General features: G+C 71.3%; 19 protein-coding genes and 3 pseudogenes. 11 read left to right on the top strand and 11 right to left on the bottom strand.

The window, feature by feature from the left end; genetic code table 11:
• Window positions 1-2: 2 nt before the first annotated feature.
• Window positions 3-905 (bottom strand): GNAT family N-acetyltransferase, encoded by a 903-nt coding sequence (locus ACFXAZ_RS15835; protein WP_384590325.1) that lies wholly within the window; start codon window positions 903-905, stop codon window positions 3-5.
• Between the two features lie 824 nt (window positions 906-1,729).
• A complete protein-coding gene (locus tag ACFXAZ_RS15830) occupies window positions 1,730-2,197 on the bottom strand; it encodes a peptidase inhibitor family I36 protein (protein WP_384590322.1) in 468 nt (155 codons plus the stop codon).
• Window positions 2,198-2,772: 575 nt separating this feature from the next.
• Here ACFXAZ_RS15830 and ACFXAZ_RS15825 point away from each other — a divergent pair.
• From ACFXAZ_RS15825 to ACFXAZ_RS15815, 3 genes and pseudogenes are all read left to right on the top strand, one after another.
• A pseudogene (locus ACFXAZ_RS15825) lies at window positions 2,773-3,118 on the top strand (Tn3 family transposase); the annotation flags it as partial.
• Window positions 3,119-3,596: 478 nt separating this feature from the next.
• Window positions 3,597-3,905: pseudogene (locus ACFXAZ_RS15820) on the top strand (undecaprenyl diphosphate synthase family protein); the annotation flags it as partial.
• Between the two features lie 310 nt (window positions 3,906-4,215).
• Window positions 4,216-5,205 carry a terpene synthase family protein gene (locus ACFXAZ_RS15815; protein WP_384590319.1) on the top strand — a complete coding sequence of 330 codons (990 nt, stop codon included), beginning with the start codon at window positions 4,216-4,218 and terminating at the stop codon, window positions 5,203-5,205.
• Window positions 5,206-5,361: 156 nt separating this feature from the next.
• On the opposite strand, the gene ACFXAZ_RS15810 is transcribed toward ACFXAZ_RS15815, so the two are convergent.
• Window positions 5,362-5,583, bottom strand: coding sequence for a hypothetical protein (locus tag ACFXAZ_RS15810; RefSeq protein ID WP_384590370.1), 222 nt, complete (start codon window positions 5,581-5,583; stop codon window positions 5,362-5,364).
• 214 nt (window positions 5,584-5,797) lie between these two features.
• Here ACFXAZ_RS15810 and ACFXAZ_RS15805 point away from each other — a divergent pair, with 214 nt between their 5' ends.
• Window positions 5,798-6,004: a hypothetical protein gene (locus tag ACFXAZ_RS15805; protein WP_384590316.1), complete on the top strand. Its 207-nt coding sequence runs from the start codon at window positions 5,798-5,800 to the stop codon at window positions 6,002-6,004.
• A 55-nt stretch (window positions 6,005-6,059) separates the two neighbouring features.
• Here ACFXAZ_RS15805 and ACFXAZ_RS15800 read toward each other — a convergent pair whose 3' ends face one another.
• A complete protein-coding gene (locus tag ACFXAZ_RS15800) occupies window positions 6,060-6,239 on the bottom strand; it encodes a hypothetical protein (protein ID WP_384590313.1) in 180 nt (59 codons plus the stop codon).
• Between the two features lie 290 nt (window positions 6,240-6,529).
• Between ACFXAZ_RS15800 and sthA the strand changes: the two genes are divergently transcribed.
• The 3 genes from sthA to ACFXAZ_RS15785 all read left to right on the top strand — a co-directional run bounded on the left by sthA (window position 6,530) and on the right by ACFXAZ_RS15785 (window position 10,728).
• Entirely contained in the window at window positions 6,530-7,933 is a 1,404-nt protein-coding gene (gene sthA, locus ACFXAZ_RS15795; protein ID WP_384590312.1) for a Si-specific NAD(P)(+) transhydrogenase, read from the top strand.
• Between the two features lie 354 nt (window positions 7,934-8,287).
• A complete protein-coding gene (locus ACFXAZ_RS15790) occupies window positions 8,288-9,763 on the top strand; it encodes an APC family permease (protein WP_384590309.1) in 1,476 nt (491 codons plus the stop codon).
• A gap of 11 nt (window positions 9,764-9,774) precedes the next feature.
• Window positions 9,775-10,728 carry a hypothetical protein gene (locus tag ACFXAZ_RS15785; RefSeq protein ID WP_384590306.1) on the top strand — a complete coding sequence of 318 codons (954 nt, stop codon included), beginning with the start codon at window positions 9,775-9,777 and terminating at the stop codon, window positions 10,726-10,728.
• An 18-nt stretch (window positions 10,729-10,746) separates the two neighbouring features.
• Here the strand turns inward: ACFXAZ_RS15785 and prcB are convergent, their stop codons facing one another.
• The 7 genes and pseudogenes from prcB to ACFXAZ_RS15750 all read right to left on the bottom strand — a co-directional run.
• On the bottom strand, window positions 10,747-11,601 hold the full coding sequence (gene prcB, locus ACFXAZ_RS15780; RefSeq protein ID WP_384590303.1) for a proteasome subunit beta: 855 nt from the start codon (window positions 11,599-11,601) through the stop codon (window positions 10,747-10,749).
• An 83-nt stretch (window positions 11,602-11,684) separates the two neighbouring features.
• Window positions 11,685-12,632 carry a YbhN family protein gene (locus ACFXAZ_RS15775; protein ID WP_384590300.1) on the bottom strand — a complete coding sequence of 316 codons (948 nt, stop codon included), beginning with the start codon at window positions 12,630-12,632 and terminating at the stop codon, window positions 11,685-11,687.
• A 630-nt stretch (window positions 12,633-13,262) separates the two neighbouring features.
• Window positions 13,263-15,608 (bottom strand): glycoside hydrolase family 65 protein, encoded by a 2,346-nt coding sequence (locus tag ACFXAZ_RS15770; RefSeq protein ID WP_384590297.1) that lies wholly within the window; start codon window positions 15,606-15,608, stop codon window positions 13,263-13,265.
• Window positions 15,605-16,366 (bottom strand): beta-phosphoglucomutase family hydrolase, encoded by a 762-nt coding sequence (locus tag ACFXAZ_RS15765; RefSeq protein ID WP_384590294.1) that lies wholly within the window; start codon window positions 16,364-16,366, stop codon window positions 15,605-15,607. Before ACFXAZ_RS15765 ends, ACFXAZ_RS15770 begins: the two co-directional genes overlap by 4 nt.
• A gap of 108 nt (window positions 16,367-16,474) precedes the next feature.
• On the bottom strand, window positions 16,475-16,870 hold the full coding sequence (locus ACFXAZ_RS15760) for a YybH family protein (protein ID WP_384590291.1): 396 nt from the start codon (window positions 16,868-16,870) through the stop codon (window positions 16,475-16,477).
• A 451-nt stretch (window positions 16,871-17,321) separates the two neighbouring features.
• A complete protein-coding gene (locus ACFXAZ_RS15755; RefSeq protein WP_384590367.1) occupies window positions 17,322-17,942 on the bottom strand; it encodes a hypothetical protein in 621 nt (206 codons plus the stop codon).
• Window positions 17,943-18,026: 84 nt separating this feature from the next.
• Window positions 18,027-18,281, bottom strand: a pseudogene (locus ACFXAZ_RS15750) (TetR/AcrR family transcriptional regulator); the annotation flags it as partial.
• A 59-nt stretch (window positions 18,282-18,340) separates the two neighbouring features.
• On the opposite strand from ACFXAZ_RS15750, the gene ACFXAZ_RS15745 reads away from it, so the two are divergent.
• The 4 genes from ACFXAZ_RS15745 (at window position 18,341) to ACFXAZ_RS15730 (ending at window position 21,927) form a co-directional block, all read left to right on the top strand.
• Window positions 18,341-19,210 carry an SDR family NAD(P)-dependent oxidoreductase gene (locus ACFXAZ_RS15745; protein ID WP_384590288.1) on the top strand — a complete coding sequence of 290 codons (870 nt, stop codon included), beginning with the start codon at window positions 18,341-18,343 and terminating at the stop codon, window positions 19,208-19,210.
• Window positions 19,211-19,304: 94 nt separating this feature from the next.
• A complete protein-coding gene (locus ACFXAZ_RS15740) occupies window positions 19,305-20,048 on the top strand; it encodes an SDR family NAD(P)-dependent oxidoreductase (protein ID WP_384590285.1) in 744 nt (247 codons plus the stop codon).
• A gap of 179 nt (window positions 20,049-20,227) precedes the next feature.
• Window positions 20,228-21,142, top strand: coding sequence for a MurR/RpiR family transcriptional regulator (locus ACFXAZ_RS15735; protein ID WP_384590282.1), 915 nt, complete (start codon window positions 20,228-20,230; stop codon window positions 21,140-21,142).
• A 395-nt stretch (window positions 21,143-21,537) separates the two neighbouring features.
• Window positions 21,538-21,927, top strand: a complete 390-nt coding sequence (locus tag ACFXAZ_RS15730; RefSeq protein WP_384590278.1) for a hypothetical protein — start codon at window positions 21,538-21,540, stop codon at window positions 21,925-21,927.
• The last annotated feature ends 39 nt before the right edge of the window (window positions 21,928-21,966 follow it).

Genomic DNA, 21,966 nt, shown 5'->3' with positions numbered 1-21,966 from the left:
GGTCAGGCTTCCCCGGGCGGCGTGTAGTTCACGCGTTCCTTGGTCACCGGGTAGCCGGCCCTGCGGAAGTTCGCGGCCATGGGGAAGTTCCCCCGGTCCGTGGCCGCCGCGATGAACTCGGCGCCGCGTTCGGCGAGGAAGTGCGTGCACTCGGCGAGCAGGTCGTAGGCGTAGCCGTGGCCGCGCCGCTCGGGCAGTACGCCGATGAAGCCGACGCAGGGCCCGGAGGGGTTGTGGCCCGGGATGTGGATGCCGACCGGCTCGCCCTCGCGGGTGTGGGCGACCTGCCACCAGGCGCGCGGGGAGGGCAGCCAGTGGAAGAAGTCGAGTTCTTCCCGGGCGGCCCGGTCGACCCCGCCGTCCTCCTCGATGATCCGCCGGGCATGGGCGTCCAGCGTGCCCGCGTGGATGCGGCGCAGGGCGTCGAGGAAGACGGCGTCATCGGGTTCGGGACGGAAGACCAGCCGACCGGGGCGCTCGGGCAGGCCGTCGTCCGGGGTCCAGCGGTAGAGATGGCGCTCGGCCAGGAACGCGTACCCCGCGGCCCGGGCGGCATCGAAGCGGGCCTGGGCCGCCGCGCGCAGGGCCGGGTCGGTACGCCAGTCGCTGGGCAGGGTCAGTTCCAGCTCGACCTGCCAGGGCGCGGTGCGCAGCAGCTCGGCGCCGGCCGCTGCCTCGCCCTCGGCGACATCGAACCAGTTCACATTGACCGGCTCGGTGTCCTCGGGGCCACCCCACCAGGCGCCCCGGGCAACCACTCGGCCGTCCCGCAGGGCGACCCGCTTCCATTCCGGGCGGTGCAGGGTGCGGCGGTGGGTGTCGGCGGCGCCGAGCGGGTCGGGCAGAGCGTCGAAGAGAGGGGTGTGCCGGGCGTCGAGCGTACGGATGACCAGATCATCGGTCACGGAGATCCTCCGGGAGGGCTGATGCTGCGGTGCGCGCTCCCGGTCCGGATCATCCGGATCAGACGTCGGCCGCCGTGGCAACGGGGAGGAAGCGCTGTGGTCGGGAGAACGGCACGGCACTCACCCCCTTCGTCGGTCGTCGGCGTGCCCGCACAAGATAGCGAGCGGCTCGCACACCGGGCCACCGTATTTCGACGCCGACGCCGACGCCGACACCGACGCCGACACCATCCCCGTCCCCCCGGGTACCCCGGGATGCGCGTCGGCCCGGGGCGTCGAATGGTGATAGTGCACCGGAATTCCGAAGCGCTGGCCCTGGAGCGGGGTGCCACGGTCCACGGTCATCGTCGGCGCGGGTGTGATCGGGATGGAACGCAAGCTTTCACTAGAACTCTGCGCATGAGGGCGAGCGCTTCCCCGCGCAGGAAGGCCCCGCCGCGCAGAGGCTTGCGATCCTCCGCCCGACGGGGCCAGTGGTGCATGCACGAGACTGCTACCAGGCGGCGAGCCCCGACAGGGCGCGGAGCCTACGCGAGCGTGTGACGCGGGGTCCGGTGCCGCCGCGTACGGAACCAGCGAAGCCTCCGGTGCTGGCCGGACACGTAGGCGTACCGGGCCGGACAGCGGAGGCTTCGCCGGGCCGTGTCCCTCGGCGGAGAGCGGTCGCATGGCCGGTCGGTGAGGCGGGAAGCGGGCCCACGGGAAGGGGGCGCGGGCTCTCAAGACCGCCTCACCGGTCCCCGTACCGGGACAGCCGGGCGGGGATGATGTCCGGGCCCCACGGAGCGGGCCCGGACGGATCCGTCAGAGGGACGCCCGGACGGTCAAAGGGTCCAGTTCCAGGCGTAGATGCGGTTCGGGTCGACATCGCCGTACGCGTAGCCGGGGCTGAGGACCCCGATCTGCCACACGCCGATGCAGGAACCGCCCCGGTACATGGCCATGTTCCCGTTGGTCCGGTTGTAGGCGCTGCGCGGCGCGGAGAATCCCTGCGGCACCGCGCCCTGGCACTGAAGGCCGTTGGACGGCTTGGCCAGGGCCCAGCCGTTCCCGGAGAAGTTCGCGCCCTCCCAGAAGCACATCGCGCCGTCCGGACACTGCTCCGGCCCCCGCGCCCCGCTCGGCAGGGCGACGGCACCGGCGGGCAGGACAGGCGCGGCGGCCTTGACCGGAGCGTCGCTCCTGGCCGGGGCGGACTGGGCCGGGGCGGCGGTCGCACCGAGGGCCAGCACGGCGGCGCCGACGGCGCTCGCGACGGCCGTCACGGCCCTCGTCCTCGACGTATAGATCATGGCGTACTCCTTCACATTCCCCACACGGAGCACATGTCCGTGTCATGGCGAGCGGCCCGCCTGATGGCCGGCCGCCCAGAGCACACCAGTGCCTGCGCCACGCCGATACTCCTCGATCGCGCACATCACACTTTCGAGCTACAAAGTATTCTTGTATGACGATGGCGGAAATATGAAACCCCTTCCTGGCCAGGGAAAATAGCCTTCGAGTCCGATTGATCTCCGGAATCCGCTGGTTCCCTGAGAGGTTGTATTCATCTGATTGGTTGCGATGTAGACGTGTTTTTGCCGTTCGGCGATCTGGTGCTGGTGAAGTAGTCGGGTTGGTTGTGGATGTCGTGACGAGTGGTGTGGTATGTGAGGCAGAGAGCGGCTACCGCAAGCACTTCGTCGAGCACGCCGCCACCCTCGGCACCGTAGTCAGCGCCGTGAAGAGCGGGCCGAACTGCTGATGCGCCGTGAGCGCCCTCGGCTCCGTGCTTTGTACGAGGACTGGAAGTACCGGCGCGTCGGGGAGATGCAGCCCTTCCCTGACTCTCCTCTGTACGACCCGATGGCGCTCGATCTGGCCACTCCGTGATGGGCAGCGCTTACTGACCTGCATCGTTCAGCAGTCGCGGGCGGCGAAGACCGAGCGCCTGATGCGGGTGGTCGACCGGGCGGCTACACCCACCGCTGTCAGATGAACCGGCAGCTCACCGTCCAGGAGTCGCGGCACAAGCTCGCGAGGGATGTGTGCCACGGCAAGCGCGGCACCATCCACCAGGTGTACCGCGACGGGATGGAGGACCAGCGCAGCGCGCGCTCAGCCTGGTCCTCAATGCCGTCGTGCTCTGGACCACGGAGTACATCGACGCCGCCGTCGCCCAACTCCGTGCCGAGGGTCGCGAGATCCGGACAAGGACATCGCGCCTGTCCCCGGACGACGGCGAAGAGGGGTAGGCGGTCCCCGGGAGGGTCAGTCGTGGCGGGCGGGCTGACGGCGGAGACCGGCAGGATCAACGGCCCGCACCGGTCAGCGGTCACAGCCCGGTCGCCCTGGCCCGGACATCAGGGAGCAGGTAACCCGTCGGTGGGTTCCGGAGGCTCAACCTGGCCTCACACATTCCCAATGGTTGTTCACAAAGGCACAAACTTGCAACCAATGCACACATTTGTGGTGCCCAGACCACTTCCCCCGCGGCTCTTTCTGCGAGTTGATTGAGGGGAGGTACTGAGCGGCAGTACCGGGTGTACGGGGAGGTGGGTATGCCTTCAGTAGGCGCGGAGAGCCGCACCGTTGTGACAGTTCCGGGGGCAGATCCGCCGGAGAACCCACGGGCGTCTGGTCACCTGGCGATGATTCCGGACGGACACCGCCGCTGGGCCGCGGCCCGGGGCATGAGCCCGGGTCGAGGGCCACAGGGAAGGGGGCCGGCGTCTTTTCGACGCCGTGCGCTGGGCGGAGAATGCCGGGATCGGGGTCCTCCCCCTGTGGGTGGTCTCGGCGGACAACCTGTGTCGGCCGACCAAGGAACTCGACGGTCCGCCCCGCCTGATCACCGACGTGGTCGACAACCTCGCCTCGCCGCGACGGTGGCGGATCCGATATCTGAGGCGGGACCAAATCCTGCCCCGTCACCTGCGCACAGCACTGCACCGTGCCCGGCAGTCCACGACCGGGGTGCCCGGTACGACGGTCAACATGGCCGTCCGCTACGACGGGCGCAGCGAGATCGCCGGCAATCGGTGTGGTCCAAGCACTACTTCTGCGATGTGCACCGGCCGGTCTTCGCCCGCGCCGGCTTCGGCGCCGCCCTGGACTCGTTCGCCCAGCGCAGACGCCGGTTCGGCACCTGAACCCGCTGGCGTCTCGCCGCGGTGACGGGGCCGACCACTTTCGGAAGCCACGGGGACACCGCCCGGCGGCGCCACATCCCCCGCGAGCCGCGGGGTCTCCAGCAAGACCAATCTCAGCGGCACTTTCTGCACGCCAACCAGTCGAACCCGGATACGGGGAGAAGTGAAAGGGAACTGCTGTGACACCTGTCGAGCAACCACTACTGGGCACGTTCACCCTGGGCTCTTTCTTCCGTTACGTAAAACCTAGGTGCAGCCCTCACCTTCACTGGCTTGAGGGGCGAACCAGTCAATTTTACGAAAAGGTTCGACACCTTTTCCCCACTGAATCCAGTTTCCGAAATTTCACCCGACAGGAGCACGGACTGTACCTGGCCCTACATTATCCGGATGGACTTCCGGACAGGCTGGCAGACATTGGGGACTGGATCATCACCTGGTTCGCACTGGACGACCTGTGCACCAATGGATCCGCCGTTGGCGATGAATCCATCTACCCCACGATGCGTGAAGCCGTCCTGGGCCATGCCACAGACACGCCATTCGACATCATCACACCCATCGCAAACACCATTAAATCGAAGATGCCGCCACCACAGTGGGACCGCTTCGTCGACTTGATGAACGACATGATCAGCGGCTTCGCCGCCGAGGACGAAATCAGGACTGGACGTGCACGTCAGGACATACCGACCTACGTGAAGGCTCGGTCCGGGAGTGGCGGAATGTACTGGTCCTATTTGTTGTGCGAATACGCCCTCGCCATAGACGCAAGCCCTTACGCGACCCTCGAACTGGAAGAGGCCGTCGATGCGGCTGTCTGGAACTCCATATATCTCAACGACATCATCTCCTATCGCAAAGAAGTGCTATTGGGTCGCGACCCCTGCAACTATGTCGGTCTCTATATGCGTGAGACCGGAGCCGACCTCCAGGAAGCCGTCACCCACGTTCACGGCCTCGCCCTGCGAACCGAGCGGCGAATCCTCGAACTCCAGACCGCTGCTGATCCCGCTGCACGAGCGGCAATTGCCGCAGTCGTCGACCAAATGGTTGGTACCGTCGCCTGGCAGTTCGCCTCCCCACGTTACATAGGTGAGGGGCGCTGGAGCGGAATGACGGAGGGGACATGGCGTCTCTATGCGGACCGGACCGTCGTTACGTCCTGACGTTAACCTCGCGGGTCAGCGGACTTGCTGATCTGTGGTTCTTCCCGAGACAGCTACGACGGCCGTCGCCTATGAGTCCGCCCGTCGACACGTCCGCAGGGCAGGGCATTGGCCCCCTGTGCCGCTTTCCGGTTGTGAGGGTGGTCGCCAGGACGGTCAGTCGAGCACGGCGCTGTCGGGGAATGCGTGGAGTGGGTACAGGTGCGTGGTGTCGACGTTGTTCTCCAGGATTTCTTGGGGGTGGGTGCCGATCTCGGTGCGGCTGAACCGGAGGGCCGGCGTGGTGGTGGAAAACAGGTTCGGGAGTGGCCAGGTGGGGGGGCTGGGCGGGGTCGGTGCCGGCCCAGGTGAAGATCGCGGTGTTGGCCTCCTCCGTATCTCGACGCCGACCCCGACACCGCCCCCGTCCCCCCGGTTACCCCAGGAAACCGTCTCCCGGGATGCACGCCGGCCCGGGGCGTTGAATGGTGATAGTGCACCGGAAATCCGAAGCGCACCCAGCGTCCGCTCCCGGCGCGCGTCCCGTCCGTCCCGGGTCCACAGCCTGTCGGCCCCGGGTCCGTGTCACCCCTGGACCGGAGGAGCAGTCACCATGTCCACATCCGAGCCCGAAGCGTCCCGGCCCTCTCAGGACCGCGCCACCCCCGACCGCCTACTGCACGCCCGCACCGGCACCGATGTCTCCCCGGAGGACCTGGTCCTGGCCTCCGGCAAGGACGTCACACCGCACACCCTGGAGTGGGCCGAGCGCAAGCTCGCCCTGGAGGGCACCGCCGCGATGGACAAACTGCTGCCCTGACCCCCGCTCGCCAGTGGCGAGGCTGTTCACGGGGAGGCGGAATCGCCTCGGTGGGTCAGGCCCGCTGCCGACGGTCCGCGACCGCCACGGCGAGAGTGGTCACCGCGAGCATGGCCCAGACCGCCCACAGCACCGGAATCACCGTCGGCTGCATCCCGGCGGCGACGGTGGTCGCGGTGAGGGCCAGAAGGCTCATGGGCGTGGCGATGGTGAGGGCCTTGACGGCTGGGTGCATGACGTCTCTTCCGGTGCGGAGCGGGGCGGGGCGAGATGCCCGCCCGGCCATCGGCAGGTGGTGCGCCGCACGCCCTGGCAGGCCGCCTCTCGGTGAGACCCGGCGCCCATGTCGTCGGCGCACGGCACGATCATGCTCCCACTGCCGTCAAGCGGGTCGAACACGCGGGTTCCGCTACTGCCTGCCCAGCGGCAGAACCCCGACCACCGTGCGGGGACCGGCGCAAGCCTCCCGGCACAAAAACCCTCCGCCCTTCCCCGCCACCCATCCGTGCTGACAGACTCCGGAGGGTGCCCGACTTCGACATGCTTGTCATCGGTTCAGGTCCCGGCGGTCAGAAGGCCGCCATCGCCGCCGCCAAACTAGGCCGCCGAGTGGCCGTGATCGACCGCCCCGACATGGTCGGCGGCGTCTCCATCCACACCGGCACGATCCCCTCCAAGACCCTGCGCGAGGCGGTGCTCTACCTCACCGGACTCACCCAGCGCGATCTGTACGGGCAGAGCTACCGGGTGAAGGACGACATCACCGTCGCCGACCTCACCGCCCGCACCCAGCACGTCGTCAGCCGCGAGGTCGACGTCATCCGCAGCCAGCTCGCCCGCAACCACGTCGCCCTGTACGCCGGTACGGGACGGTTCACGGACCCGCACACCGTCGCGCTGCGCGAGGTCAACGGGCACGAGCGGCTGCTGAGCGCCGACCACATCGTCATCGCCACCGGCACCCGGCCCGCACGCCCGGACAGCGTCGCGTTCGACGGCCGTACGATCATGGACTCCGACAATGTGCTGACCCTGGAGCGGGTGCCACGGTCCATGGTCATCGTCGGCGCTGGTGTGATCGGTATGGAATACGCCAGTATGTTCGCCGCGCTCGGCAGCAGGATCACGGTGGTGGAGCGGCGGGCCGGGATGCTCGACATGTGTGATGTCGAGGTCGTGGAGTCGCTCAAGTACCACCTGCGGGATCTCGCCGTGACCTTCCGGTTCGGGGAGACCGTGGCGGCCGTCGAACGGCATCCGCGCGGCACGCTGACGGTGCTGGAGAGCGGCAAGAAGATACCGGCGGACGCGGTGATGTACTCCGCCGGACGGCAGGGCATGACCGACGATCTCGACCTCGACAAGGCGGGCCTCGCGGCGGACAAACGCGGCCGGATCACGGTGGACGAGCACTACCGCACCGAGGTGCCGCACATCTACGCCGTCGGGGATGTCATCGGCTTCCCGGCGCTGGCGGCGACCTCGATGGAGCAGGGGCGGGCGGCGGCGTACCACGCGTGCGGGGAGCCGGTCGGGCGGATGCACCAGCTTCAGCCGATCGGTATCTACACCATCCCGGAGATCAGTTTCGTCGGCCGGACCGAGGACCAGCTGACAGAGGACTCCGTGCCGTTCGAGGTGGGGGTCTCGCGCTACCGGGAGCTGGCGCGCGGCCAGATCATCGGGGACTCGCACGGCGTGCTGAAGCTGCTGGTGTCGCCGGAGGACCGCACCCTGCTCGGGGTGCACTGCTTCGGGTCGGGCGCCACCGAGCTGATCCACATCGGCCAGTCGGTGATGGGGTGCGGCGGCACCGTCGACTATCTGGTGGACGCCGTCTTCAACTACCCGACGCTCGCCGAGTCCTACAAGGTGGCCGCCCTGGACGCCACGAACAAGCTCCGCCAGATCGACCACATAGCCGACTGAACCGGCCGCCCCCGGCGCCCGGCGTGAGCGGAATCGACCGATGGCCCCCGCAGGCCCGCGCGGGGCCAACACCCCCGCCGGGCGCCGGAATTCACCCCTGGGCAAGGGGCGTGCACGACCGGCGCACATTACCAGGACATCCCGCTCGAAAGCCCGACGCCTGGGGCTATCATCACTCGGACACACGGCGTGACCGGCTGCCCACAGGGCGGCAGGACACACCCTGCCACGCCCTCCGCCGCCCCGACCCCGGAGGCCAACCCTCCCCGGTTGACGGCGGGTTCACCCCCCACCCCCCTACGCCGTCGGGGCCCTGGTCGCCCTTGCGTCGTGCAAGTCGGAAAGCAGCGCTTCATGAGCAACAGCAGCGGCAGAGGGTTGCAGCCCGGCGCCCTCGGCATGTTCGACACCGTGGTGATGGCCATCGCCGGCAGCGCACCGGCGTACTCCCTGGCCGCGACCACGGCGGTGCTGGTCGGAGCGGTCGGACTCGCCAGCCCGGCCGCGCTGCTGTACTGCGCGATCCCGATGCTGGGCATCGCGCTCGCCTTCAGCCACCTCAGCAGGATCGACGTCAACGCGGGCGCGAGCTACTCCTGGGTGGGCCGTACGCTCCACCCGTTCCTGGGCTTCATCAGCGGCTGGGCGCTGGTGGTGTCGGCGACCATCTTCATGGTGGCCGGTTCGCTGCCCGCCGGGGCGATGACGCTCGCGCTGTTCGACGAGTCCCTCGCCGAGAACACCGCGCTGGCCACGGCGGTCGGCGCGGGCTGGTTCCTCGCCATGCTGCTGGTGGTGCTGGGCGGCGCCCGGCTGACCGTACGGGCGCAGCTGCTGATGTCCGGGGTGGAGCTGGTCATCCTGGCGCTGTTCCTGGTTCTGGCGCTCTTCCACACCGACGACGCCCGGCCCTTCGACTGGTCCTGGCTGGGCTTCGGGCACTTCGACGGGACGGCGGGGTTCGCGGCGGGCGCGCTGGTGGCGGCGTTCTACTACTGGGGCTGGGACGTCACCAGCAATCTCAGCGAGGAGACCCGCGACAGCCGCCGCACCACCGGGCTGGCCGGGATCATCGGCCTGGGCGTGGTGTTCCTGCTGTTCGAGGCGTTCACCATCACGGTGAACATCGTGCTGACCGACCGGCAGATCGCCGAGAACGGGGCCAATGTCCTGGGTGTCCTGGGTGCCGAGATCTGGCCGGGGCCGGGCGGGAAACTGCTGATCGTCGCGGTGATGCTGTCCACCATCGCCACCCTGGAGACCACGCTCATCCAGGTGACGCGCTCGCTGTTCGCGATGGGCCGGGACCGTACGATGCCGGCCGCGCTGGGGCGGGTGCACCGGCGCTGGAACACACCGTGGGTGGCGATCGCGGTGGTCGGCGCGGTGGCGCTGGCGCTGTTCATCGCGTCCAACGCGCTGGGCTCGGTCGGCGAGATCCTCGGGTACGCGATCGCGGCGATGGGGCTCCAGATCGCCCTCTACTACGGGCTCGCGGGCCTCGCCGCGGTCGTCGCCTACCGCAAGACGCTGTTCAGCTCCTGGCGGCGGTTCGTGCTGGGCGGGGTGTGGCCGCTGTTCGGTTCGCTGTTTATGTTCTGGATCTTCTTCGAGTCGCTCGGTGAGCTGAGCGGCCCGGCGATCGGGATCGGCATCGGCGGACTGGCGGTCGGCCTGGTGCCGATGCTCTGGTACTGGCGGCGGGGCAGCGACTACTACCGGCCGGCCGCCCTCGACGCCACCCGGGCCGTCGAGACCGACTACCGCGTCCCCGAAAGCCGCACGGCCGCCTCCTCCCGTGTCCATGAGGGTCTCCCCACCGACTTCTGAGCGAGATCCCGATGGCACGTGACCGCTTCACCCCCGGCTTCGACCCCGACTGCGGGGACACCGAACTCACCGCGGCCCGCCATGACATCGTCATCGGACGCTGGCAGGGGCTGCGCGAACTGCTGCGCGAGACCGGCCCCGACTGGGCCGTGCGCGGTCACCGGGTACGGCTGCTCGCCCAGGCCTGCACGGGCAGTTCCACGGTCGAGACCTGGCTGGCCGCCGAGCCCCGCTCCGCCGACGCGCTGGTGCTGCACGCGGCGACGGACACGGCCCGCGCCTTCGAGCTGGCCATCGCGGCGGGCCGGGGCGTGCCGATCGACCGGGCCAGGATCGACGCGGCGGTGCTGGCCAGTCTGTCGGCGGCGGACGCCTACCCCGAGGACCCCACCCCCTGGATCTCCCTGATCTCGGTGGCCCGGCTCTACCCCAGCGGGGTGCGCCGCCGTGAACTGGCCCGCTGGTGGGACGAGTTGCACCGCCGCGACCCGTACAGCGTCGAGGGGCATCTCCAGGTGCTGCACTACTACTCGTCCCGCTGGCACGGCACCCATGGACTGATGTACGACTTCGCCCGTGACGCGGCGGGCGTGGCCCCGCCGGGCTGCGCGCTCCCGGTCCTGATCCAGTACGCCCGCGTCGAGGAGTACCGCTATGTCCTGGACGCCGCGCAGGGGCAGCACTCGGCGATCGGACTCGCCCAGCACTGGGACCACGACGGCGCGGTCAGCGACGTACGCCGTACCTGGCAGCGCTGGATCCTGGGCCGCACCGAGAACACCGTCGCGCCCAGCGAGCTGCGTGACCTCAACTACCTCGCCCACGCGGCCTGCCACGCCGGTACGCCGGAGATCGCGGTGGCGCTGCTGCGCATGATGGGGCGCCGGGCGACCCGTACGCCCTGGTCGTACACGGGCGATCCGCCGGTCGAGATCGTGAAGTGGCGCAACCATCTGCGCCTGTGAGGGCGGGGCGGCCGGGGGCTAGGGGTGGGCCGTCGGGCCGTCCGGGTGGCGGTGGCGCTGGTCGACCATCGCATGGCTCAGGTCGGCCGTCTCGTCCTCCGGGAGCCGTTCGAAGCCGTCCTCGGTGATCAGGGAGACGACCGGGTAGATACGGCGGTGGAGGTCCGGCCCGCCGGTCGCCGAGTCGTCGTCCGCCGCGTCGAACAGGGCGTGCAGCGCGGCCAACACCGCCTCGCGCCGGGGCAGTCCGGGCCGGAACAGCTTCTTCAGCGCGCCGCGCGCATAGGGCGACCCGGAGCCCTCGGCGTAGAAGTCCGTCTTCTCGTAGACGCCCCCGGCGACGTCGAAGCCGAAGATCCGGCCCCGCCGCGCGGCCGGTGCCCGGACGTCGTAGCCCGCGAGCAGGGGGACCACGGCGAGGCCCTGCATGGCCTGGTCCAGGTTCTGCCGGAGCATGCCCGACAGCCGGGTCGCCTTGGCATTGAGGGTCATCGGGACGCCCTCGACCTTCTCGAAGTGGGCCAGCTCGACCTGGTACAGCTTCACCATGTCGGCGGCGAGCCCGACGGTCCCGGCGAAGGCGATCGCCGTGTGGTCGTCGGCCGGGTGCACCTTCTCCAGGTCGCGCTGGGCGATGACATTGCCCATGGTGGCCCGACGGTCACCGGCGACCAGCACGCCGTCGGCGTAGGTGAGCGCCAGTACGGTCGTGCCGTGCGGGAAGGTGCCGGGCGCGGCGCGGACGCCGTCCGGGAGGGGCGGGCGGGTCGGCAGCAGCGCGGGCCGGTGCGCGGCCAGGAACGCGGTGAACGACGACGACCCCGGTGTCAGGAACGCGTCCCCGAGCCGGCCCTCGCGGTCCATCGGCCTCATCTGACTCCCCCTCCGAGTGCGGACGACAGTCGACTCCTACCAGGCGACGGCGGACAGGAAACCCGCGGGCCGCTCCCCGGCTCTCACAGTGCCTTGCGCCGTACCAGCACCCCCAGCGTGACCAGGCCCGGGATCAGTGGCAGCCACACCGTCAGCAGCCGGTAGCCCAGGACCGCCGACGCGGCGAGCGCGCCCGGCGCCCCGCCCAGCGTGAGGGCGAAGATCAGCGCCGCGTCCAGCGAACCGAGGCCCCCGGGGGTGGGCAGCAGCGCGGCGGCCGAGCTGGCGGCGAGGTAGAGCAGCGCCACCCGCTCCGGGGGCAGCGGCAGTTCGACGGCCCGCGTGACGGCGATCAGCACCAGCGCGTGCAGCGCCACGAAGGCCAGCGAGCCGCCCCACAGCGCCGCCGCCCGTTGCGGCCTGGCGTGCACCGCCCGGATGTCGGCGGCGACCGCCGCGAGCACCCGGCGGCAGCGCGCCCCCAGCGGGGTGAACGGCACGGCCGCCACCAGCGCCGCCACCCCGAGCACCACCGCGACGGCCACCCGGGGGATGTGCGGCAGCCGCAGCAGGCCGGGACAGACGGGGGCGAGTACGGCGATCAGCGCGCCGCGTCCCACACCGCCCGCCGTCGCCTTGACGGCCAGCGCGGTCGCCGAGCGGGTGACGGGCAGGCCGCACCGCATCAGGAAGCGCAGGTTCACCGCCCCCGCGCCGAGCCCGGCGGGCAGCACGTGGTTGGCGGCCGAGGCGGCGAACTGGGTGGCCACCAGCCGCCCCGTGGGCAGGCTCTGCGGCACCGCGCCCTGCTGGGCGAGCGCCGAGCACATCCAGGTCGCCACGGTGGCACTCGCCCCGACCAGCAGCCAGCCCTGGTCGGCGACCGCGAGCCGGACCGCCCCGCGCTCCAGCGTCGGCCAGTGCCGCCAGGCCACCCACACCGCCACGGCGACCACGACGAGACTGAGCCCGGTGTGCCAGCGCAGACGACGCCGGGCGCGCGGGGCGGCGACGACGGGCTCGGGGGTCATCGGGGGGCCCTGGTGGAGTGGGGGGCGCGGGGCGCTGGCGCTGGGCAGCTCGTTGGGGGTGTGCAGATCGTTGGGGCTGCGGCGACGGCCGGCGCCGTGTCGACCGCTGGAGCCCGGCCGACGGCTGAGGCCGGGCCGATGGCTGAGGCCGGGCCGATGGCCGGGGCCAGGTGGGGCCTTGGCGCCACGAAGACCGCTGGTGCCGGCTGGGGCCCTGGCGCCACGTCGACCGACCGCGCCGGACCGACCGGCCGCACCGGACCGAGCAACCGCGCCGGACCGAGCAACCGCGCCGGACCGCGTGCCTGGGGCCAACGGGCCACGGGCACCGAGCCACCCACCTGAGGTTCTCCACCCACCGGTGACCCGTCGGTGGACATGACGGCCGCCGGCGTGATCGGGCCGGGCCGTCCCGGACGTAAGGGCTCGGCGCGGGGGGTGGTGGTCGCGGTGTCGGCCATCGTCGCTTCGCCTCCACCCTGCTCGCCGGGTCCCGGACATCCCGTCAGGCAGCGGAAATCCGGGAAAACAAGCAAAAACTAACCCACCCCGGCGGCTCGCGCAGATCCCGGTACGGCCAACCGCCTGACCCCGCTCACTCCTCGCACCACGGACCTGTTCGCCGCCGGGTCAGCGGGGGTTCGGGGCGCGGTGGCGTGGCTGGGGCGGGGCCGGGCGGTCCGGGGCGGACGGCACCTGGCGGACGGCCAGACCATCGGCGCTGACCAGGAACGCCTCGCCGTGGTGGGCGATCCGCAGCGGCTGTCCGGACAGCAGGGCGTAGGTCGCCTTCTCGTGGGTGATCTCCACCCGCAGGGTGCGGCCGAGGACCTGGAGGCTGAAGGCGAGCCGGCTGAACCGCTCCGGCAGCCGGGGCGCGAACCGCAGGGTGCCGGAGCGGTCGGCACGCAGCCCGCCGAACCCGGCGACCAGCGCCATCCACGTACCGGCGAGGGACGCGATGTGCAGTCCGTCGCGGGTGTTGTGCTCCAGGTCGTGCAGGTCCATCAGCGCGGCCTCGGCGGTGTAGGCGTAGGCGAGCTGGAGATGGCCCGCGCGGGCGGCGATGACGGCCTGGCAGCAGGCGGACAGCGAGGAGTCGCGGACGGTCAGCGGCTCGTAGTAGGCGAAGTCACGGGCGATGTGCTCCTCGTCGAAGTAGTCGTCGCAGGTGTAGAGGGCGAGGACCAGGTCGGCCTGTTTGACGACCTGTTTGCGGTAGAGGTCGAAGTACGGGAAGTTCAGCAGCAGCGGGTACTGCTCGGGTCGGGTGGCGTCGAAGTCCCAGCGCTGGTAGCGGGTGAAACCCGCGTGCTGCTCGTGCACGCCGAGGGCGTGGTTGTAGGGGATGTGCACGGACTCGGCCGCGTCCCGCCAGGCGGCGGACTCCTCCGCGTCGACGCCGAGCGCGCGGGCCTGTTCCGGGTGGCGCTCCACGACGTCGGCGGCGGCGCGCAGGTTCGCGCGGGCCATCAGGTTGGTGTACGTATTGTCGTCGGCGACCGCGCTGTACTCGTCGGGGCCGGTGACGCCGTCGATGTGGAAGGCGCCGTGGGCGTCGTGGTGGCCGAGCGAGCGCCACAGCCGGGCGGTCTCCACCAGGAGTTCCACCCCGGTGTCGCGCTCGAATCCGGTGTCTCCGGTGGCCGCCACATAGCGGGTCACGGCGTCGGCGATGTCGGCGTTGACATGGAAGGCGGCGGTGCCCGCGGGCCAGTACGCGGAGCCCTCCGAGCCCTCGATGGTCCGCCAGGGGAAGGCGGCGCCGCGCAGGCCGAGCTGGACGGCGCGCTCGCGGGCGGCGGGGAGGGTGTTCTGGCGCCAGCGCAGCGCCTCGGCGACGGCGCCTGGCGAGGTGTAGGTGAGCAACGGCAGGACGAAGGTCTCGGTGTCCCAGAAGGCGTGGCCGTCGTAGCCGGAGCCGGTCAGGCCCTTGGCGGGGATCGCGCGCTGTTCGGCGCGGGCGCCCGCCTGGAGGACGTGGAAGAGGGCGAAGCGTACGGCCTGCTGGATCTCCTCGTCGCCGTCGACCTCGACATCGGCGCGGGCCCAGAAGTCGTCGAGGAAGGCGCGCTGTTCGGCGAGCAGGCCGTGCCAGCCGCTGTGCGCGGCGGCGGCGAGGGCGGCCTCGACCTGGCCGCTCATCGCGGGCCGGGAGCGGGTGCCGGACCAGCCGTGGGCGACGGTCTTCTCCAGCCGCAGCCGCTGTCCGGGTTCGAGGACTGCGGTGACGGTCAGCCGGGCCACGTCGGTGCCGCTCTCGGAGCCGGTGAGGGTGCCCTCGGGGCCGGTGACGACGTGGTCGGCGGCCACGGCGACCCGCAGGCCGCTGTTGCGGGTGCGGTGGACCAGGCGGAGCCGGGTCCCGGCGGCGTGGTGCTCCTCCTGCTCCAGCGGGGACTTCAGGGTGCGGGCGGCGCGCGGGTCGCCGCCGGACTCGGGCAGGCTCTCGTTGGCGACCAGATCGGACTGGATGACGACCCGGGTGCGGCTGTCGAGGGGCTCGACCTCGTAGGCGACGGCGGCGATGGCCCGCTGGGTGAGCGAGACCAGCCGGGTCGAGCGGACCCGGACGGTGGAACCGGCGGGGCTGGTCCACTCGCAGACCCGTTCCAGGACGCCCCGGCGCAGATCGAGGGTGCGTTCATGGCGGATCAGCCGGCCGTAGCGCAGGTCGAACGGTTCGTCGTCGACGAGCAGCCGGACGACCTTGCCGTTGGTGACGTTGATGACGGTCTGGCCGGACTCCGGGTAGCCGTAGCCTGCTTCGGCGTACGGCAGCGGGTGCACCTCGTGCACGCCGTTGAGGTAGGAGCCGGGCAGGCCGTGCGGCTCGCCCTCGTCGAGGTTGCCGCGCCAGCCGACATGGCCGTTGGACAGGGCGAACACGGACTCGCTCTGCGCCAGTACGTCGAGCGCGAGGGCGGTCTCGCGCACGGTCCAGGGCTCTACGGTGTACGACCGGCCGCCTATCACGACCGCTCCCCCGCGCCCGTCGCGCCGGCGCCCAGTTCGGCGAGGTCGCGCACCACGATGTCGGCGCCGTGCGCGTAGAGCGCGTCGGCCTGTCCGACCCGGTCCAGGCCGACGACGTACCCGAAGTGGCCGGAGCGGCCCGCGTCCATTCCGGCGAGCGCGTCCTCGAAGACGGCGGCCCGCTCGGGCGTCACGCCGAGGTCGGCGGCGGCGGCGAGGAAGGTGTCGGGGTTCGGCTTGCCCGGCAGGGCGCGTGCGGCGGCGACCACGCCGTCGATCCGTACGTCGAAGAGGTCTTCGGCGCCGATGGCGCGCAGTACGTCGTGGGCGTTGGCGCTGGAGGAGACGAGCGCGGTGCGCAGGCCCTGGGCGCGGGCGGCACCGACATAGCGGATCGTGCCCTCGTACGCCTCGACGCCGCCGGTGCGGATCTTCTCCAGCACGAGTGCGTTCTTGCGGTTGCCGACGCCGTGGACGGTCGGTGCGTCGGGTGGGTCGCCCGGGTCGCCGTCGGGCAGTTCGATGCCTCGGGAGGCGAGGAAGGAGCGGACGCCGTCGGCGCGCGGGAGGCCGTCGACGTACTCGTCGTAGTCGGTGTGCGCGTCGAAGGGGCGGAAGCCGTCGCCGTCGCGTGCGCGCAGGAAGGCGTCGAAGGTCTCCTTCCAGGCGGCGGCGTGCACGGCCGCCGTCCTGGTGACGACGCCGTCGAGGTCGAAGAGGCAGGCCAGGATGGTTGCGGGAAGACCCAGGTCCGTCATGTGTTCCATGGTCTCCTGTCCGAGGGCCGGGGTGGGGGCGGCGCGGCGGGTGCGGCGCACGTCACGCAGGGGGCGCCCGGCGGGTGCGGTTCCGGTACCGGCGTCCCGTCAGTCGTGCGGGAAGGAGTGGTGCTCGTGCGCCACCAGCCACCGTCCCCGCTCCTTGCGCAGGCCGAAGGTCAGGCGCAGGCGCAGGGTGGGGCGGGCGGCGAGTTCCTCGGGGGTGCCGCAGCGCAGCAGGGCGTGGGCGAAGGCGACGTACGCCCCGGCGGTGATCTCCAGGGTGTCGATCTCGAAGCAGGCGCCGTGGGCCTGCCACGCGAAGAACGGCGGCCAGATGGCCCGGTACGCGGCGAGTCCGTGCAGGCCCTCGTGCGGTGGCGGTACGTCGTACATGACCAGGTCGTCGGTGTGATCGGCGGCGACGGCCGCCAGGTCGCCCCGGTGCACGGCGTCGGCCCAGCGGGTGATCAGGGCGCGGATCTGTGTGTGGTCGTCGGGCATGGTGGCGGCTCCTTTCCTGGAGGGCGGGTTCTGCGCGACTCCCGTCGGTCGGGGCGGTGCGTCTCCCATCGCTCGGGCAGGGCGTCGGTCTGCTTCCCGAGTGTCACATCCGGGGTTGTGTACGGCCTTTACGCTCCTGGCCGCGCCTACCGCGACGTCCGTCGCTCGATCCCCGTCGGCCACGGTCACGGCCACGGCTCCGGTTCGCCGGCGCGGTGGGCGCGCTCGCGCGGAGGGAGGGCGAGGCCGCGCCGTACCGCGTCCGGCGGCCGGGGGTCGTGGGCGCGCTGCCGGGCCGACCTTTCCGGCGAAGCCGGTGGCGGGGTCGGGACCGGAGGCGGTGGGGTGACGGCGTCAGGATCGGCGCCGATGCCGGAGGCGGTGCGGGTGACGGCATCGTAGGCGGCACCGGAGCCGGTGACAGAACCGGAATCGGTGGCCGCGCCGATCCTCACACGGCCCCTCGCCCGCTCTCGCGCATGCCGCGCAGCAGCGCCGTCAGGATCCGGACCAGGGTTGGTTCGACGTCGACCACCGCGTGCGCCAGTTCGGGACGGGTCTCGTACAGCTCGCGCAGTTGGGTGCCCGGCGCGGCCATCTGCCAGAGCGCCCCGGCCATGCCGGTGGCGGTGGCGATCACGTCCGTGGCCCGGGTCGCGGTGAGGCCGAGCAGGTCGCCCAGCGCCGCGGCGAGCGTGGCGACCTCGCCGAGCGCGACCTCCTTGAACGCGGCGGCGGCGTCGAGGGAGACGTTGCGCTCCAGGTTCAGCGGCGCCTGGGCGAGCAGGTCGCAGAAGAACGGGCGGGCCACCAGGGAGGCGGCGATGGCGGCGGCGACGGCCTCGGGAAGCCGGTCGGAGACTGCCTGAGGGACCCGGCCGACGACCGGCTCGGGGCCCAGGTCGGCGACCGGCTCGGGGCCCGCCCCGGGAACCCGATCGGCCACCGGTCCCGAACCCAGGTCGGCGACCACGGGCGCTGAACCCAGGTCGGCCACCGGCTCCGAGCCCGGCTCGGCCACCGGCTCTGGACCCGCCCCGGAATCCCGGTCGGCCCCCGGCCCTGAGCCCAGCTCCCCGACCGTCTCCCGGCCCGGCGAGGGCTCCGGCGCGAAGCCCCCCTCCCCGCCCCCCTCAACCCCCGCCCCGGCAAGGCCCGCCAGCCGGGTCCGCAGGTCCGTCGACCAGTCCCGCCACCCCTCCGCGGTGAGCGCCAGGAATATCTGCTCGCGGGTCTCGAAGTAGCGCAGCATCGCGGACTTGTGCATGCCGACGGCGGCGGCGATGTCCGTGAGGGTCACCTCGCGCACGCTGCGCTCGCCGCCGAGGGTGCGGGCGGCGGCCAGGATCGCCTGCTCCCGCTGCTGTTTCGCCGCCGCGCTGCGGGCCCGCCGGGGTGCTGCTGTCGTCATGCCACAAACGCTAACACAACCAAGTTGCAGTAATAACGAAACCATGTTTCGCTAGAACCATGACTACACAGACATGGCTCATCACCGGTTCGTCCCGCGGCTTCGGCCGCAACCTCGTCGTCGCGGCCCTGGAGGCCGGCGACCGCGTCGTGGCCACGGCCCGCAGGCCGGAGCAGCTGGACGACCTCGTGCGGAAGTACGGAGACCGCGTCCTGCCCGTCGCGCTCGACGTCACCGACCGGACGGCCGCCGAGGCCGCCCTGAAGGCGGGCGTCGACCGTTTCGGCCGGGTGGACGTCGTGGTCAACAACGCCGGATACGCCAACCTCGCCGCGATCGAGAACACGCCCGAGGACGACTTCCACCGGCAGTTCGCCACCAACTTCTGGGGCGTCTACAACGTCTCCACGGCCGCGGTCCCGGTCCTGCGGGCGCAGGGCGGCGGCACGATCGTGCAGTTCTCGTCGATCGGCGGCCGGGTCGGCGGCACGCCCGGCCTCGGTTCCTACCAGGCGGCCAAGTTCGCCGTGGACGGCTTCACCCGGGTGCTGGCGGCCGAGACCGAGCCGTTCGGCATCACCTGCCTGGTCGTGGAACCGGGCGGGTTCGCCACCGACTGGGCCGGTTCGTCGATGCAGATCCCGGACGTCCCCGCGGAGTACGACGCCACCGTCGGCGAGATGGCCCGGCTGCTCAGCGGCCCGGTGCCGGTGGCGGGCGACCCGCAGCGGGCCGGGGAGATCCTCGTCCGGGTCGTCAAGCACCCGAACCCCCCGACCCATCTGATCCTCGGGGCCGGTGCCGTGCAGATGGCGCAGGCGTACTCGCACAGCCAGCTGGAGGAGGCCGCCGCCTGGGAGCGGGTGAGCGGTTCGGCCGACTTCGGCCAGGAGTACCCGGTCGACCTGGCCGACCCGGCACAGAAGTAGGCCCGCGAGCGGACGCGGGCAGACGCGGTCACCCGCCGGCAGGCGGACAACGGCCCAGACAGACCGAGGCGAACTCACAGCAAGGGGCACGACCATGGCACAGTTCACGGACAGGGTGGCGCTGGTGACCGGCGCCGGCAGCGGAATGGGCGCGGCGACGGCGATCCTCCTCGCCGAGCGGGGCGCCGCCGTCACCCTGATGGGCCGACGGGCCGAGAAGCTGGAGGAGGTCGCGCGGCGGATCAAGGACGCCGGCGGCCAGGCCCTCGCCGTCCCCGGCGACGTCAGCGACGCGGCCGACGTCCAGCACGCCGTCACCCAGACCGTGGAGACCTTCGGCAACCTCCACTACGGGGTCAACAACGCGGGTGTGACGGGGAACTTCATCCCCACCGCCGACATGCCCCTGGACCACTGGCGCAAGGTCATCGGGATCAACCTCGACGGCCTCTTCTACGGCCTGAAGTACCAGATCCCGGCGATCATCGCGAGCGGCGGCGGCGCGATCGTCAATGTCTCCAGCGTGTTCGCCGACCGGGGCGGCCCGACCGTCGAGTACGCCACCGCCAAGCACGGCATCCGCGGTCTGACCCGCACCGCCGCCAAGGAGTACGGCGCCCAGGGCGTCCGCATCAATGAACTCCAGCCCGGCGTGATCGACTCCGAGATGACCCAGGCCAACCCGGCGGCCACTCAGGAGGTCGCCGAGCAGGGCGTGCCGCTGGGCCGGATCGGACGCGGCGAGGAGATCGCCACCGCCATCGCCTTCCTGCTGTCCGACGACGCCTCCTACATCACCGGCGCGCATCTAGCGGTCGACGGAGGCTTCCTGGCCTGACCGGCGAGGTCCGGCTCCCCCACCCTCCTTCACACACAACGGCCCGCCCCCCCCGGCGGGCCGTTCGGCGTGCCGCCCCCTGTCCCCCGGGCACGGTGGCGGAGGGTCATCGCACCCTCCTGACCGCCAAGTTCGGTGAGTTATGTTGAACGTCCTCGGGAAACGAAGGAGGCGCACCGGTGCCCACGCCCCAGCAGGCACGCGCACAGGCATCCGCGATCACCTCGGGGAAAGCGGCGCCCGAGGCCGAGGCGGCCCCGGTCTCCCAGCTCAGAACGCTCTTCGATCGCCAGCGGCTGTCCCCCGGGCACCGCAGGATCGCCCAGTACCTGATCGAGCACCTCCCCGAGGGCGCGTTCCTGTCGGTCACCGAGATCGCCGACCGGGTCGGGGTCAGCCAGCCCTCGGTGACCCGGTTCGCCGCCGCGGTGGGCTTCAGCGGTTACCCCGCGCTACGGGAGAAGCTCCAGTCGATCGCCCTCGGCACGTTCTCCGGCGCGGCCGACGAGAACCGGGGCAATGAACTCCAGGCGGCGGTGGACGCCGAGATCGAGAACCTGGAGAACCTGCGGCGCGACTTCGCCGACCCGGACCAGGTCATCGACATCGGCCGCGAGCTGGCCGCCTCGACCCCGCTCACCGTGCTCGGGCTGCGCATCTCCGCCTCGCTCGCCGAGTACTTCGCGTACGCCGCGCGGCGGATCCACCCGGACGTCCGTCTGGTGACCCGGGGCGGCAGCGTCGCGTACGACGCGCTGCTCCAGTCGCACGCGGCGGGGGGCTCGTGGGTGCTGGCCTTCTCGATGCCCCGGCACGCCCAGGAGACCCTGTCCGCGGTCAAGGTGGCGCGGGACGCCGGGCTGCGGGTCGCGCTGGTCACCGATCTCGCGCTGGGCGCGGTGGCCGACGCGGCGGACGTCACCTTCGCCACCGGCACCGGGTCCCGCCTGGTCTTCGACTCGTACGCCGCCCCGGGGCTGATGGCCGCCGCGCTGCTCCAGGCGATGACGGACGCCGATCCGGAGCGTACGCACGGCCGGCTGGAGGAGTACGACCACATCTCCGAGCAGCACCAGTTCTTCCTGCGGGACTGACAGCTTCTTCCTGGGGGCCTGACCGTTTCTTCCTGCGCGACCGACCGCCCGGTTCGCGGCACAGCCCATACACAGCACGCGTGAATGTTTTCATACGGCTTGAAAACCGATCGGCATATATAAATACTTCTTGCGGATCACGCACCGCCCGCAGAGAGCCGACGTTCCGCCCATGCGCACAGCAGCAGACGAACCGCCGCACGGGCCGCGCCTGCCCTTCACAGAGGGCTCCAGTTCGAACATCCGGGACCGCCGTTCCCTACCCGCGACGGACTCCGGGGTGTTCGGTCGGGCCTCGCCTGCGCGAGCGCCCGCGGCGGTCCCGGTCATCCCCTAGACCGGGGCCGCCCCAACCCCTCGGATCTCAGCCGACGCCGCCGTCCCACCCGGAAGCGATGCCCATGTCCCTGACGTACCCGCGAACCAATCCGGACTGGCCGTGCCAGGTCAAGATCCCCGGCAGCTACGACTGGGAGCGCTCCGCCGCCAAATGGCTGCGCGAGCTGGTCCCGGCCCGCTATGCCGGGTATCCGGCGCTGATCCGGCATCCGGTGCTGCTCGCCCGGCACGCGGAGATCCAGGTGCAGCAGGAGGTCCGGATCGCCCGCACGGCATTGCAGACGGCCCGCGCCGATCTGCCGCGCCTGGGGGTCCCCGAGTCGGTGATCGAGCACACCATCAAGCTGTACGCCGCCGAGGTCCTCCAGTTGCAGCACATCGCCCGCAGCGTCCGCGCGGTGGGCCAGGCCCTGGCCGACCACAACAACACCCGCCGGGCCGCCTAGGCCCCGGCGCGGCCATATCACCGACGCCGAGTGCACCGA

It is taken from the genome of Streptomyces sp. NPDC059477, assembly GCF_042749375.1.
In the GTDB taxonomy this organism is placed as follows: domain Bacteria; phylum Actinomycetota; class Actinomycetes; order Streptomycetales; family Streptomycetaceae; genus Streptomyces.
The sequence above is the reverse complement of the archived record's forward strand: the minus strand, read 5'-3'. Positions and strand labels throughout refer to the sequence as shown.

Bases quoted from the DNA above. Each gene is read 5' to 3' on its own strand.
- ACFXAZ_RS15830 (WP_384590322.1), bottom strand. From the start codon at position 2,197: ATGATCTATACGTCGAGGACGAGGGCCGTGACGGCCGTCGCGAGCGCC.
- ACFXAZ_RS15805 (WP_384590316.1), top strand. From the start codon at position 5,798: ATGTCCACATCCGAGCCCGAAGCGTCCCGGCCCTCTCAGGACCGCGCC.
- ACFXAZ_RS15800 (WP_384590313.1), bottom strand. From the start codon at position 6,239: ATGCACCCAGCCGTCAAGGCCCTCACCATCGCCACGCCCATGAGCCTT.
- ACFXAZ_RS15790 (WP_384590309.1), top strand. From the start codon at position 8,288: ATGAGCAACAGCAGCGGCAGAGGGTTGCAGCCCGGCGCCCTCGGCATG.
- ACFXAZ_RS15785 (WP_384590306.1), top strand. From the start codon at position 9,775: ATGGCACGTGACCGCTTCACCCCCGGCTTCGACCCCGACTGCGGGGAC.
- prcB (WP_384590303.1), bottom strand. From the start codon at position 11,601: ATGAGGCCGATGGACCGCGAGGGCCGGCTCGGGGACGCGTTCCTGACA.
- ACFXAZ_RS15775 (WP_384590300.1), bottom strand. From the start codon at position 12,632: ATGACCCCCGAGCCCGTCGTCGCCGCCCCGCGCGCCCGGCGTCGTCTG.
- ACFXAZ_RS15765 (WP_384590294.1), bottom strand. From the start codon at position 16,366: ATGACGGACCTGGGTCTTCCCGCAACCATCCTGGCCTGCCTCTTCGAC.
- ACFXAZ_RS15760 (WP_384590291.1), bottom strand. From the start codon at position 16,870: ATGCCCGACGACCACACACAGATCCGCGCCCTGATCACCCGCTGGGCC.
- ACFXAZ_RS15745 (WP_384590288.1), top strand. From the start codon at position 18,341: ATGACTACACAGACATGGCTCATCACCGGTTCGTCCCGCGGCTTCGGC.
- ACFXAZ_RS15740 (WP_384590285.1), top strand. From the start codon at position 19,305: ATGGCACAGTTCACGGACAGGGTGGCGCTGGTGACCGGCGCCGGCAGC.
- ACFXAZ_RS15730 (WP_384590278.1), top strand. From the start codon at position 21,538: ATGCCCATGTCCCTGACGTACCCGCGAACCAATCCGGACTGGCCGTGC.